This is a genomic window from Agromyces arachidis (genome assembly GCF_052805135.1).
On sequence record NZ_JBRBDK010000003.1, the window covers coordinates 166,126 to 180,104 of the forward strand.

General features: G+C 69.4%; 12 protein-coding genes and 2 tRNA genes. 12 read left to right on the forward strand and 2 right to left on the reverse strand.

Annotated features, from left to right (window positions below):
• Positions 1-385: 385 nt before the first annotated feature.
• From dnaA to ACUY4T_RS05765, 12 genes are all read left to right on the forward strand, one after another.
• A complete protein-coding gene (gene dnaA, locus ACUY4T_RS05710) occupies positions 386-1,846 on the forward strand; it encodes a chromosomal replication initiator protein DnaA (protein ID WP_446017943.1) in 1,461 nt (486 codons plus the stop codon).
• 490 nt (positions 1,847-2,336) lie between these two features.
• Entirely contained in the window at positions 2,337-3,491 is a 1,155-nt protein-coding gene (gene dnaN, locus ACUY4T_RS05715) for a DNA polymerase III subunit beta (protein WP_446017944.1), read from the forward strand.
• 89 nt (positions 3,492-3,580) lie between these two features.
• Positions 3,581-4,834, forward strand: a complete 1,254-nt coding sequence (recF, locus tag ACUY4T_RS05720; protein WP_446017945.1) for a DNA replication/repair protein RecF — start codon at positions 3,581-3,583, stop codon at positions 4,832-4,834.
• On the forward strand, positions 4,827-5,306 hold the full coding sequence (locus tag ACUY4T_RS05725) for a DciA family protein (protein ID WP_446017946.1): 480 nt from the start codon (positions 4,827-4,829) through the stop codon (positions 5,304-5,306). Before recF ends, ACUY4T_RS05725 begins: the two co-directional genes overlap by 8 nt.
• Before the next feature lie 123 nt (positions 5,307-5,429).
• A complete protein-coding gene (gyrB, locus tag ACUY4T_RS05730) occupies positions 5,430-7,424 on the forward strand; it encodes a DNA topoisomerase (ATP-hydrolyzing) subunit B (protein ID WP_446017947.1) in 1,995 nt (664 codons plus the stop codon).
• Entirely contained in the window at positions 7,414-10,029 is a 2,616-nt protein-coding gene (gene gyrA, locus ACUY4T_RS05735; protein WP_446017948.1) for a DNA gyrase subunit A, read from the forward strand. Before gyrB ends, gyrA begins: the two co-directional genes overlap by 11 nt.
• 5 nt (positions 10,030-10,034) lie before the next feature.
• Positions 10,035-10,439, forward strand: a complete 405-nt coding sequence (locus ACUY4T_RS05740) for a DUF3566 domain-containing protein (protein ID WP_446017949.1) — start codon at positions 10,035-10,037, stop codon at positions 10,437-10,439.
• 66 nt (positions 10,440-10,505) lie between these two features.
• Positions 10,506-10,579 (forward strand) — tRNA-Ile (locus ACUY4T_RS05745).
• A 40-nt stretch (positions 10,580-10,619) separates the two neighbouring features.
• Positions 10,620-10,692: transfer RNA gene (locus tag ACUY4T_RS05750), tRNA-Ala, on the forward strand.
• 181 nt (positions 10,693-10,873) lie between these two features.
• Complete coding sequence (locus ACUY4T_RS05755) at positions 10,874-11,092, forward strand: hypothetical protein (protein ID WP_446017950.1); 219 nt, start codon at positions 10,874-10,876, stop codon at positions 11,090-11,092.
• Between the two features lie 138 nt (positions 11,093-11,230).
• Positions 11,231-12,019: a class I SAM-dependent methyltransferase gene (locus ACUY4T_RS05760; RefSeq protein WP_446017951.1), complete on the forward strand. Its 789-nt coding sequence runs from the start codon at positions 11,231-11,233 to the stop codon at positions 12,017-12,019.
• 12 nt (positions 12,020-12,031) lie between these two features.
• Positions 12,032-12,475, forward strand: a complete 444-nt coding sequence (locus ACUY4T_RS05765; protein ID WP_446017952.1) for an NUDIX hydrolase — start codon at positions 12,032-12,034, stop codon at positions 12,473-12,475.
• Positions 12,476-12,563: 88 nt separating this feature from the next.
• Here the strand turns inward: ACUY4T_RS05765 and ACUY4T_RS05770 are convergent, their stop codons facing one another.
• Both ACUY4T_RS05770 and ACUY4T_RS05775 read right to left on the reverse strand, forming a co-directional pair.
• Positions 12,564-12,809: a hypothetical protein gene (locus tag ACUY4T_RS05770; protein WP_446017953.1), complete on the reverse strand. Its 246-nt coding sequence runs from the start codon at positions 12,807-12,809 to the stop codon at positions 12,564-12,566.
• Between the two features lie 532 nt (positions 12,810-13,341).
• Positions 13,342-13,890, reverse strand: coding sequence for a hypothetical protein (locus ACUY4T_RS05775; protein ID WP_446017954.1), 549 nt, complete (start codon positions 13,888-13,890; stop codon positions 13,342-13,344).
• Between the last annotated feature and the right edge of the window lie 89 nt (positions 13,891-13,979).

Genomic DNA, 13,979 nt, shown 5'->3' on the forward strand with positions numbered 1-13,979 from the left:
CGCGCCCGGACGCGTCAACGGTGCGCCGGGGGGAAAACTCGGTGCCCGAAAGGGCTGCGGTCAACTGATTAAAACTACGGCCTGCGGATGCCGCGGTCAAACCGAGCCCACCCCGAACTGCATATTCTCCACCGATCCCCAGCTTGCCCGTCGGAACGACACGCCGTGGGCGCTCGGGATCCGCGGATCGGCATTTGTCGGGGGCACTCCGATTCGCTAGCGTGTGTGACCAGTTATCCCCAGCCTGTGCGGCGGAATCTCGCGCATCTCGCAACTTCGCTCACAGGCAGTGGACAACGCTGTGAACAGAGCCTTCGGGCCGCTCCGCCTGTCGTTCGGGGGAGCGACGAGCGGCCGGACGACGGTGCAGAGAATGCGGGGAGCGATGACAGAACAGCCCATTTCCGACACGTGGGCCACGGTCCTCGAACGGTTGTCGGAAGATGAGGCGATCACGCCGATGCTCCAGGGGTTCCTGAACCTGGTGGAACCGAAGGGCATCGCCGCCGGCACCTTCTACCTCGAGGTGCCGAACGACTTCACGGCGAGCATGCTCAACCAGCGCATGCGGATCTCCCTCCTGTCGGCGATGAGCGCCATCGACGGCCCGTCGCCCGTCACCTCGTTCTACGTGGTCGTGAATCCCGAGCTCGAGGACGCCCGGCAGGCCGAGCCCATGGCCGCGGCCGGACTCGGCGACGGCGCCGGCCCGGGGATCCACGCGATCGACGGAGGACTCGACCCGGTCGAGCTCCCGGCGTCGCACCAGTCGGTCTTCGACAGCCCGGGGAACCCGGACCGCCCCCGCGACGCACGCCTGAATCCCAAGTACTCGTTCGACAGCTTCGTCATCGGCCAGTCGAACCGCTTCGCGCACGCCGCCGCGGTCGCCGTCGCCGAGGCGCCGGCGAAGGCCTACAACCCGCTGTTCATCTACGGCGACTCGGGCCTCGGCAAGACCCACCTCCTGCACGCCATCGGCCACTACGCGATGAGCCTCTACCCCGGCATCCGCGTCCGCTACGTGAGCTCGGAGGAGTTCACCAACGACTTCATCAACTCGATCGCGAACAACCGCGGCTCGCTCTTCCAGCAGCGGTACCGCAACATCGACATCCTCCTGATCGACGACATCCAGTTCCTGCAGGGCAAGGCGGAGACGCAGGAGGCGTTCTTCCACACCTTCAACACGCTCCACGACCACAACAAGCAGGTGGTCATCACGAGCGACGTCCCGCCCAAGCACCTCACCGGCTTCGAGGACCGCATGCGCAGCCGCTTCGAGTGGGGCCTGATCACCGACGTCCAGGCGCCCGACCTCGAGACGCGCATCGCGATCCTGCGCAAGAAGGCGCAGAACGAGCGGCTCCAGGTGCCCGACGACATCCTCGAGTACATGGCCTCGAAGGTCTCGAGCAACATCCGCGAACTCGAGGGCACGCTCATCCGGGTGACGGCGTTCGCGAGCCTGAACCGGACGCCGGTCGACATGCCGCTCGTGCAGACGGTCCTGAAGGACCTGATCACGGATGACACGGACAACGTCATCGCGCCGGTCGACATCATCACGGCGACCGCCGAGTACTTCAAGCTCACGGTCGACGACCTGTACGGCTCGAGCCGGTCCCAGGCGGTCGCGACGGCACGCCAGATCGCGATGTACCTCTGCCGCGAGCTGACGAGCCTCAGCCTGCCGAAGATCGGGCAGCTGTTCGGCAACCGCGACCACACGACGGTGATGTACGCGAACAAGAAGATCTCGGAGCTCATGAAGGAGCGTCGCTCGATCTACAACCAGGTCACCGAGTTGACCGCTCGCATCAAGCAGCAGTCGCGCTTCCGCTGAGCCGCCCGGTCGACCGGATGCATCCGAGCCGACGCTCGGATGCCGCGGCGCCGCTCCGCGCATGCTCCCGAACGCCCCCATCCACGGGGCTGTTCGGCGTTCCTGCGAAACACCTGAGCCAATTCCACACAGGTGTGGACAATCTGTGGATTGTTAACGAGCAACCCCGCCGGGACTGTGCACACCGTTCGCCGGCCTGTGCACAACCGCATCGGCCTGCGCGGTGCGATCCGAGGTCCACGCACCGGTCTCCACACACCGTGCACAGCCCGATCGGCCCCGCCGCCCCGTCGTTGTGCGGATCACCGCACACCATCCACAGTTTCCACACCGGTTAACACCGTTAAGAGATGGATGGTTAATCCGGGGCGATCGACAACCTCGGACAGCGGCGCCCGGTCGAGGGAGCCGGACCCCGAAATCCCCCTCGTCCCGAGGGACCGTGCGGATAGCATGGGTTCCACCCAGCACCTCCACGAACGGGAGCACCGTGAAGTTCCAGGTCAATCGCGACGTCTTCAGTGAGGCCGTGTCCTTCGCCGTCAAGCTGCTGCCGCAGCGCACGACCCTGCCGATCCTCTCGGGGGTGCTCATCCAGGCGAACGACGACGGCCTCGTCCTGTCGTCGTTCGACTACGAGGTCTCGTCGCGCACCGAGATCCAGGCCGACGTCGAGGAGCCGGGCACCGTCCTGGTCTCCGGCCGGCTGCTCGCCGAGATCGCGGGCCGGCTGCCCAACGCGCCGGTCAAGGTCTCGACCGAGGAGTCGCGGATCTCGGTCACGTGCGGGTCGGCGAGCTTCACGCTGCTCTCGATGCCCGTCGAGGAGTACCCGTCGATCCCCGAGATCGGCGAGCAGACCGGCGTCGTGCCGGCCGAGGAGTTCGCCTCGGCGGTCGCGCAGGTCGCCGTCGCCGCGTCGCGGGACGACGTCACGCCCGTGATCACCGGCGTGCAGCTCGAGGTGCGCGAGAACAACGTGAGCCTCGTCGCGACCGATCGCTATCGCGTGGCGATCCGCGAGATCGACTGGGACGGCGGCGGCGTGGCCGAGGAGGGCGTCGAGGCGCTCACGGCGCTCGTCCCCGCGCGCACGCTGCAGGAGGTCGGCAAGACGTTCGGGCATTCGGGCAACATCGCGATCGCCATCACGAGCCGCGACGACCGCGAGCTGATCGCGTTCTCGGCGGACCGCAAGACGGTGACGAGCCTGCTGATCAAGGGCAACTTCCCGCCGGTGCGCCGGCTCTTCCCCGAGACGGTCGACAACTACGCCGTCATGAACACGGCCGAGCTCATCGAGGCCACGCGTCGCGTCGCGCTCGTCCTCGAGCGCGAGGCGGCGCTGCGCTACACGTTCACCGCCGACGGACTGACCCTCGAGGCGATCGGCAGCGAGCAGGCGCAGGCCTCGGAGTCGATCGATGCGATCCTGACCGGCGACGACACGGTGGTGTCGCTGAAGCCGCAGTTCCTCCTCGACGGCCTGCAGGCGGTGCCGAGCGAGTTCGTCCGCATCTCGTTCACGAAGACCGAGAACCCCAACAAGCCGGGCCCGGTGCTGATCACCAGCCAGACGTCCCGTGAGCAGGCCGGCGCCGACACCTACCGGTACCTGCTCCAGCCGAACCTCCTCCTGCGCTAGGCCGTCGGCCGGTCGAGCGCGATCCCGACGGGCCGCCCGCTGTCGGTGCCGGCGGGTAGCGTGGGGACCTCCGAGAAGGGAGCCGCACCGTGCACGTCGCCAGGCTCTCGCTCACCGACTACCGCAACTACCGCACCGCCGAGCTCGAGTTCGAGCCGGGCGCCACGGTGATCGTCGGTCGCAACGGACAGGGCAAGACCAACCTCGTCGAGTCGATCGGCTACCTCGCCACGCTCGGGTCCCACCGGGTGTCGAGCGACCAGGCGCTCATCAGGGCGGGTGCCGACGCCGCGATCGTCCGGGCCGTCCTGGCGCACGGCGGTCGCGAGGTGCTGCTCGAACTGCAGCTGAACCGGCAGGGCGCCAATCGGGCCCAGGTGAACCGCGGCGCCGCGAAGCCACGCGACCTGCCGCGCTACGCGCACACCGTGCTCTTCGCGCCCGAAGACCTGGCGATCGTCCGCGGCGAGCCCTCGGTGCGGCGGCGCATGCTCGACGAGCTCCTCGTGCAGCGGATGCCGCGGCTCGCCGGCGTCATGGCCGACTACGACCGGGTCCTCAAGCAGCGCAACTCCCTGCTGAAGAGCGCCCGGGCCCGCGGGCTCGCGGCCGCGCAGCTCACCACGCTCGACATCTGGGACGAACGCCTCGTCGAGCTGGGGGCCGAGCTCATCGACCGACGGGTCGAGCTGATCGACGACCTGCGCGATCCGGTCGCCGCCGCGTACCGCTCGATCGTCGACGCCGACCACCGGCCCGAGCTGCGGCCGGTGCTGTCGATCGACGGCGCCGATCCCGAGGAGGAGTCGGCACCCGAGGCCGGCGGGCCGGTCGCCGGCGGCGTCGAGTCGGGCGATCGGCCGACGACGGCCGAGCGATTCGCCGCGGCCCTTGCGGCCCTCCGCCGAAAGGAACTCGAGCGCGGGGTCACGCTCGCTGGCCCGCACCGCGATGACGTGCTCCTCCTCCTCAACGACCTCCCGGCCAAGGGCTACGCGAGCCACGGGGAGTCCTGGTCGTTCGCGCTCGCGCTCCGGCTCGCGTCGGCCGAACTGCTGCGGCGCGACTCGACGACAGGCGATCCGGTGCTCGTGCTCGACGACGTCTTCGCGGAGCTCGATCGGCGTCGCCGCGAGCGACTGGCCGACGCGATCGGCGAGTACGAGCAGGTGCTGATCACGGCGGCCGTCCTCGAAGACGTGCCGGCGGCGCTCGCGGGCCGCGTGGTGCACATCGAGGCAGGCCGCGTGCTCGACGCACCGGCAGGCACGGCCGCCGCTTCCCCGGAGGTCGCCGATCCCGCACGAGCCGCGGTGCGCGAGTCGGAGCCATCCGATGTCTGAAGCCGCGCGCACCTACCAGCACTTCCGCGAGATCTTCGGCGGCGAGCCGAGGATCCGTCCGGGCCGCGTCCGGTCGCGCACGCGCGACGCCGCCGGCAGCGAGCCGTTCAGTCCCGGTCGCGACCCGAAGCCGCTCGGCGCCACCATCGACGCGCTGACCGCCCAGCTCGGGTGGACGGCTCCGCTGTCGCAGCACGAGCTGCTCGCGACGTGGCCCGAGATCGCCGGCGAGGAGATCGCGCTGCACTCCGAGCCGATCGCGATCGAGGGCGGCGTGCTGCAGGTCCGATGCGAGTCGACGGCGTGGGCCACCCAGTTGCGGATGATGCGCTCCGACCTCCTCCGCGCGATCGCCGAGCGGCATCCGCAGGCGGGGGTCGACACCATCCGCTTCCAAGGGCCCGACGCCCCCACCTGGAAAAGGGGTCCCAGATCGGTTCCAGGGCGTGGTCCGCGCGACACCTACGGCTGACAGGGCAAAATCGGTCACTGGCGCTCTCACGAGCCCGCAGATCGGCGCGGAGCGCCGTCGAACGGTCCTGGTGTTGATAGGATCAAGGGTCGCCAGAACGACGGTTTGGAGCCCGATTCACCCATGACAGCGGAACCGACGAAGGCCCAGCAGACGCCGGAATACGGCGCCGACGCGATCCAGGTTCTCGAGGGCCTCGAAGCGGTCCGCAAGCGGCCGGGCATGTACATCGGCTCGACCGGGCCGCGCGGCCTGCACCACCTCGTGTACGAGATCGTCGACAACTCCGTCGACGAGGCGCTGGCCGGCCACTGCGACACGATCGACGTGACGATCCTCGAGGACGGCGGGGTGCGCGTCGTCGACAACGGGCGCGGCATCCCGGTCGACATCCACAAGACCGAGGGCCGCTCGACCGTCGAGGTCGTGCTCACGGTGCTGCACGCCGGCGGCAAGTTCGGCGGCGGCGGGTACGCCGTCTCCGGCGGCCTCCACGGCGTCGGCTCCTCCGTCGTGAACGCGCTGTCCACCCGGCTCGAGGTCGAGGTGCAGCGGCAGGGTCACGTCTGGCGGCAGTCGTACCGTGTCGGCGTCCCCGACGCGCCGCTGGCGCAGGGCGAGGCGACGGATGCCACGGGCACCTCCATCACGTTCTGGCCGAGCGAGGACATCTTCGAGACCGTCGAGTTCGACTACGAGACGCTCCGCGCCCGCTTCCAGCAGTACGCCTTCCTCAACAAGGGCCTGCGGATCAACCTCACCGACCTGCGCGAGATCTCCCAGATCTCCGACGGCGAGGAGGACGAGCAGGGCCACCGCCACGACACGTTCCTCTACGAGCGCGGACTGGTCGACTACGTCGAGTACCTCAACCGCTCGAAGAAGTCCGACCTCGTGACCGACGAGGTCATCTCGTTCGAGGCCGAGGACACCGAGCGGCACATCGCGCTCGAGGTCGCGATGCAGTGGACCACGGCGTACACCGAATCGGTGCACACGTACGCGAACACCATCAACACCCACGAGGGCGGCACGCACGAGGAGGGGTTCCGCGCGGCGCTCACCACCCTCGTCAACCGGTACGCCCGCGAGAAGGGCCTGCTGAAGGAGAAGGACGCGAACTTCTCCGGCGAGGACGTGCGCGAGGGGCTGACGGCGGTCATCTCCGTCAAGCTCTCCGAGCCGCAATTCGAGGGGCAGACGAAGACCAAGCTCGGCAACACCGAGGCGAAGTCGTACGTGCAGCGCGTGACCAGCGAGCAGCTCGGCGACTGGTTCGACCGCAACCCGAACCAGGCCAAGGAGGTCATCCGCAAGGCGCTGCAGGCGGCGACCGCCCGGATGGCCGCCCGGAAGGCGCGCGAGGCCACTCGGCGCAAGGGCCTGCTCGAGTCCGGCGGGATGCCGGGCAAGCTCAAGGACTGCCAGTCGAAGGACCCGTCCATCTCCGAGATCTTCATCGTCGAGGGCGATTCGGCCGGCGGCTCGGCCGTGCAGGGCCGCAACCCCGAGACGCAGGCGATCCTGCCCATCCGCGGCAAGATCCTCAACGTCGAGCGGGCCCGCCTCGACCGCGCGCTCGCGAACGCCGAGGTTCAGGCCATGATCACGGCGTTCGGCGCCGGTCTCGGCGAGGACTTCGACGCCGAGAAGGTCCGCTACCACAAGATCGTGCTCATGGCCGATGCCGACGTCGACGGCCAGCACATCACCACGCTGCTGCTCACGCTGCTGTTCCGCTACATGCGGCCGCTCATCGAGCTCGGCTACGTCTACCTCGCGCAGCCGCCGCTGTACCGCATCAAGTGGTCGAACGCCGACCACGAGTACGTGTTCTCCGACCGCGAGCGCGACGCGCTGCTCGAGGACGGGCTCGCGCAGGGCAAGCGGATCCCGAAGGACAACGCGGTGCAGCGCTACAAGGGCCTCGGCGAGATGAACCACCAGGAGCTCTGGGACACGACGATGAACCCCGAGAGCCGCACCCTGCTGCAGGTCACCATGGACGACGCCGCGGCCGCCGACGAGATCTTCTCGACCCTGATGGGCGACGACGTGGAGTCGCGCCGCAGCTTCATCCAGAAGAACGCGAAGGACGTGCGCTTCCTTGACATCTGACATCGTGAACCCCGGCGCCGACGAGAACGGCGAGGGCACCGGCATCCACGGTCGCATCGACCAGGTCGACCTGCAGCTCGAGATGCAGCGGTCGTACCTCGACTACGCGATGAGCGTCATCGTCGGGCGCGCGCTGCCCGACGTGCGCGACGGGCTGAAGCCCGTGCACCGCCGGGTGCTCTACGCCATGTACGACGGCGGGTACCGGCCCGACCGGGCGTTCTCGAAGTGCTCCCGCGTCGTCGGCGACGTGATGGGTCAATTCCACCCGCACGGCGACACGGCGATCTACGACGCGCTCGTCCGCCTGGTGCAGCCGTGGTCGATGCGCTACCCGCTGGCCCTCGGCCAGGGCAACTTCGGCTCGCCCGGCAACGACGGCGCGGCCGCGCCCCGGTACACCGAGACGAAGATGGCCCCGCTCGCGCTCGAGATGGTGCGCGACATCGAAGAGGACACCGTCGAGTTCGGCGACAACTACGACGGCCGGACCCAGGAGCCGACGATCCTGCCGGCTCGTTTCCCGAACCTCCTCGTCAACGGCTCGGTCGGCATCGCGGTCGGGATGGCGACGAACATCCCGCCGCACAACCTCCGCGAGGTCGCGGCCGGCGCCCAGTGGTACCTCGAGAACCCGGACGCCACGCGCGAGGAGCTGCAGGAGGCGCTGATCCAGCGCATCAAGGGGCCCGACTTCCCGACCGGCGCCCAGGTCCTCGGCACCAAGGGCATCCTCGACGCGTACCGCACCGGTCGCGGCTCGATCACGATGCGCGCGGTCGTCAACGTCGAGGAGATCCAGGGTCGTACCTGCCTTGTGGTCACCGAGCTGCCGTATCAGGTGAACCCCGACAACCTCGCGATCAAGATCGCCGACCTCGTGAAGGACGGCAAGCTCGGCGGCATCGCCGACATCCGCGACGAGTCGTCGGGCCGCACCGGCCAGCGGCTCGTGATCGTGCTGAAGCGCGACGCGGTGGCCAAGGTGGTCCTGAACAACCTGTACAAGCACACCCAGCTGCAGGACAACTTCGGCGCGAACATGCTGGCGATCGTCGACGGCGTGCCGCGCACGCTGCCGATCGACGGCTTCATCGCGCACTGGGTCGACCACCAGATCGACGTGATCGTCCGCCGCACCGAGTACCGCCTCCGCAAGGCGGAGGAGCGGATGCACATCCTCCGCGGATACCTCAAGGCGCTCGACGCACTGGACGAGGTGATCGCGCTGATCCGCCGCTCGGCGACGGCCGAGGACGCACGCGACGGACTCGTCACGCTGCTCGACATCGACGAGCTCCAGGCCCGCTCGATCCTCGAACTCCAGCTGCGGCGGCTCGCCGCGCTGGAGCGCCAGAAGACCATGGACGAGGCCGCCGAGTTGGAGCGAAAGATCGCCGACTACCGCGAGATCCTCGCGACGCCGGCCCGCCAGCGGACCATCATCGCCGACGAGCTCGCCGAGATCGTCGACAGGTACGGCGACGAGCGCCGCACCCACATCCTGCACGGGTTCGACGGCGACATGTCGATGGAGGACCTCATCCCGGAAGAGGAGATGGTCGTCACCGTCACCCGCGGCGGGTACGTCAAGCGCACGCGCAGCGACAACTACCGGTCGCAGCACCGCGGCGGCAAGGGCGTCAGGGGCGCGCAACTCCGGGCGGATGACGTCGTCGACCACTTCTTCGTCACCACCACGCACCACTGGCTGCTGTTCTTCACCAACCAGGGGCGCGTGTACCGGGCGAAGACGTACGAGATCCAGGAGGGCGGCCGCGATGCGAAGGGCCAGCACCTCGCGAACCTGCTCGAGCTGCAGCCCGACGAGCAGATCGCCGAGATCCTCGACATCCGCGACTACGAGGTCGCGAGGTACCTGGTGCTCGCCACGCGCGACGGACTCGTCAAGAAGACCGAGCTGACCGCGTACGACACCAACCGCTCGCGCGGCGTCATCGCGATCAACCTCCGCGAGGGCGACGAGCTCGTCTCCGCGATGCTCGTCGACGAGCACGACGAGATCCTCCTCGTGTCGAAGAAGGGCATGTCGCTCCGGTTCGAGGCGACGGATGGCGCGCTCCGCCCCATGGGTCGCGCGACGTCGGGCGTCAAGGGCATGAGCTTCCGTCCGGGCGACGAGCTGCTCGCGGCATCCGTCGTGCCCGGCTCGACCGAGGCGGAGGCGGCCGAGGCGGTCGCCGCGCCGGCCGACGCGACCGGCCAGAAGACGAGCCCGTCCGACACCTACGTGTTCGTCGTGACCGAGGGCGGCTACGCCAAGCGCACCCGGGTCGAGGAGTACCGCAAGCAGCAGCGAGGCGGGCTCGGCATCAAGGTCGCGAAGCTCAACGAAGACCGGGGAACGCTCGCCGGCGCCCTGATCGTCTCCCGGCGCGACGAGGTGCTCGTGGTCCTTGCCAGCGGCAAGGTGGTACGCTCTGACGTCGCCGAGGTCCCCGCCAAGGGCAGGGACACGATGGGCGTGGTCTTCGCGAAGTTCGTCGCAGATGACCGCATCATCGCCATCGCGAGGAATTCCGAGCGGAATCTCGCGGACGAGGCCACCGAGACCGATGCGGTCGAGACCGCGGGAGAGGAGTGACCGTCATGAGCAGTGTCGCCGACAAGCTGGCCAAGAAGACGAACCGGAAGCCGCCTGGCAAGCAGGTGCGCCTCCGGCTGGTGTACGTCGACTTCTGGTCGGCGGTGAAGCTCTCGTTCCTTGTGGCCGTGTGCCTCGCGGTCGTGAACATCGTCGCGTCGTTCCTTGTGTTCACGGTGCTGAGCTCCACCGGCATCTTCGAGCAGGTGAACAGCCTCGTGCAGGATGTCGCCGGCGCCGGGACCGACCTGCGGACGTTCTTCTCGCTCGGCAACGTGATGGGCTTCGCGGTGATCGTGTCGCTGCTGAACCTCGTCGTGACGACCGCGCTGGGTGCCGTCGTGGCGGTGCTGTACAACCTCAGCGTGAAGATCACGGGCGGCATCCTGGTCGGATTCACCAACAGCTGACCGGCTGCCTCGGCTCGATTTCGCAGTTCCCGCAGCGTCGGGTAGTCTGTCCTTCGGCCGAAATCCGGGGATATAGCTCAGGCGGTTAGAGCGCTTCGCTGATAACGAAGAGGTCCGAGGTTCAAGTCCTCGTATCCCCACTCCGAACAATTCCACAACCGGGCGCATGGCGCCCGACCCGGGGCCTTAGCTCAGTTGGTAGAGCGCCTGCTTTGCAAGCAGGATGTCAGGAGTTCGAATCTCCTAGGCTCCACATCTCGATTCCCTCCGCTCTCCGCGTCCCGCATCCCTCGTCGTGCGGGGCCGAGTGCACGCGCCGCGCCCGATGAGCGAACGCCGGAAAAAGTTCGCGGCGGGTGCATCCGAATCGACGTCTGCTCTGGAAGTACAGGTAAACGGGTGAACTCGCACTCGTCCAGAGAAGGGGAATTCCAATGAAGCGCATTCTCGCCACCGGTTTCATCGTCGGCCTCGCCACCGTCGGCCTCGCGGCCGCCCCCGCCCAGGCGGCCGGCCACTCCGCCGACTGCTTCGGCGGCATCCACAAGCTCATCAACACCGAGGGCTACATGGGATTCACCAACGTCGGCCAGGTCGTGCAGGCGCTCGGCGGCCAGGGCAAGAACGACACCGCGCGCGACCTCTGCGACTGATCGTCCGCACGCTCACCGCACTTCCGTCGGCGGCCCGGAACCTCGGTTCCGGGCCGCCGACGCGTCCGCGCGGGGCGATCGCCGGCCGGACGCTCACGGTTCGGTGTGGTCCGCTCGGCGATGCCCTAGGCTCGCGCCGTGACGGTCCCCGACCCCGATGCCGCCGACGCGCTGGCGGCCCGGCTGCGCGCCTCCGGCTCGGTGTTCGCCGAGGATGAGGCCGCGGCGCTCCGCTCGACCGCCCGCGACAGCGGGGAGCTCGAGCGGATGGCGCGGCGCCGCGAGGCCGGCGAGCCGCTCGAGCACGTCGTGGGGTGGGTCGGATTCGGCCGGCTGCGCCTGTCCGTCGGCCCCGACGTGTTCGTGCCCCGTCAGCGGAGCCTCCTGCTCGCCCGCGCCGCGGTGCGCGCGCTCCGCGACCGGCGCGATCCCGTGATGCTGGAGGCGTACTGCGGCGTCGCCCCGATCGCGGCATCCGTCGCCCTGGAACGGCCCGACGCCGAGGTGCACGCCGCCGACGTGGACCCGGTCGCGCTCGGGTACGCCCGCCGCAACCTACCGGCGTCCGCGGGCGTGCACCGGAGCGTCGCACTCGCGGGGCTGCCGGCGGAGCTCCGCGGACGCTGCAGCGTGGTCGCGGCCGTGCCGCCTTACGTCCCGGCGTCGGCGCTCGGCCTGATGCCCCGCGAGGCCCGAGAGCACGAACCGACCGCGGCCATCACCGCGGGTGCCGACGGCCTCGACCACGTGCGCGCGCTGATCGCGCAGGCCGCGGAGTGGGTCGGCGCCGACGGCTGCGTGCTCGTCGAGCTCCACCGCAGCCAGTATCGTGCGGCGGCGGCGGAGGCCCGCGCGGTCGGCTGGATCGCCGCCTCGCGTCGCGGAGCCGACGGGCAGACGTCGCTGCTGGAACTGCGACGCGGGTAATACAGTGGCGGAATGGACATCCGCATCGCCGCGTACGGGGTCATCATCCGAGACGGCGAGATCCTGCTGTCCCACTGGAACGAGCACGGCCGTTCGGCCTGGACGCTGCCGGGCGGAGGCATCGAGGGCGCCGAGCACCCGTACGACGCCGCGATCCGCGAGATCCGCGAGGAGACCGGCTACGACGCCGAGATCGAGCGGCTGCTCGGCATCGACACCATGGTGGTCCCGGCAGCGAAACGCCACCACGGTCGGGCGCCGCTCTACGCCATGCGGGTCCTCTACCGTGCGCGTGTCGTCGGCGGTGAACTCCGCAACGAGGTCGGCGGCTCGAGCGACGAGGCGCGGTGGTTCCCGCTCGACGCCATCCACGACCTCACGCGCGTGAGCCTGCTCGAGATCGCGTTGAGGCTGAACGAGGAGCAGCCGGCGGAGGGCATGCTCCCCAGGGGCTGAACCGCGGCGGCCGGCGGAGACGGCGACGGCCCCGTCCGGCTGGCGGACGGGGCCGTGGCGATCGGGTCCGGCACGGCGGGCATCTCGATCAGAGGGTCCGGCCGAGCAGGACGAGTCGGGCGAAGTTCGCCTCGCGCAGGCGGTCGGCGTCGAGCCGCATCGCGAGGTCGTCGCGGTGCGTCTCACGCAGGCGGCGGGCCTCGGCGGCCAGGCTCCATGCGAGCAGCGCGAGTCCGGCGCGACGGGCGAGCCGCTCGCGCAGGCGGCCGGCGCCGGCGCGGAGGTCCTCCGCCTGTTGCGCGGTCGAACGGGTGGCGGTGAGCGTCGTGTTCACGATCATTCCTTCATCGGGTGGTGCGAACGGATGGCACGCGCGGGCGCGCGCGCCGGTGAGGAGACGAGCGGGTCCCCACGCCGTCGACGCGACGCCCGGCCGCCGGGAGGGCGGACCGATGCCCTGCGCATCAGGTGAGGGGAGGAGATCGGCGGGGCCGCGACCGCGCATGGTCGTGCGGTCGAGCGGGCGCCGGAGGGACGGGCGGCCGGCTCAGTGAGCGGGCGGCATCGTCAGGCGGATGCGGAACCTGCGGTCAGCGCGAAGTGCGCGTGTCAGCAGGCCGCGAACGGGGCGCCGAGGAAGGCGACCTCCGTACGGATCGGGGTGTGAATGCTCCGGATCATCATCGTGGTCTCGCCTCCTCTCATCTGCCGTCGTGGCGGGCCGAGAGTTGACGATAGCGGCATCCGTCATATGAGCGCAAGGGAAATCTCACGATCGCGCGCGATCTCGGTGCTGGCCCTGAGGGAAACGGACGACGGCCCCCGCCCGGATCACCGGGTGAGGGCCGTCGAGAAACCGTGGTGCGTCAGATCACCGGCGTCGGGCTCGCGCTCGACTCGGCGGACGAGGACGTCGTCGGCTCCTCGTCGGCGACCCAGAGCTCGTCGTCGGCGCGGAACGTCTGCCAGACCGCATAGGCCACGCCCGCGGCCGCCACGATCCCCGCGCCGATGGCGAGGTACGTGCCGACACCCGGGCCCTGCTTCTGGTTCTGCTTCACGACGGCCGCCGCTCGCGGCGAGACGCGCTGGAGCGCGCGGCGCACCCGCGTGTCGTTCGCGATGTCGCCGATCGACATCAGCGAGCCGAGCGCGGTGCCGAATGCACGCTCCGCGCCTTCACCCGCACCGCGGGCCGCCGACTTGACCTGCAGCAGGCCGGGACGAACGTAGCTCTCGTACCCCGTGCGAACACGCGGCACGACCTCCTCCTGAGTGAGCAGGTTGACCTGACGGCCCGCCTGGCGAGCCATCTTCGCGGCCTGGTCGAGGACGTCCTGCTGGTCCCCCCACAGTTCCTCTGCACCCTTGCGCAGCCGCTTGAGTTCCTTCCGGCGCTTGCGTGACAGGCTCATCTCGACCTCCATCGTTGTGCAGCGAACTCCTCCATCCTGCCATCGAACGGGCTGGATGTGGGGTGGGAGTACGGGGGGTTGCATACCGC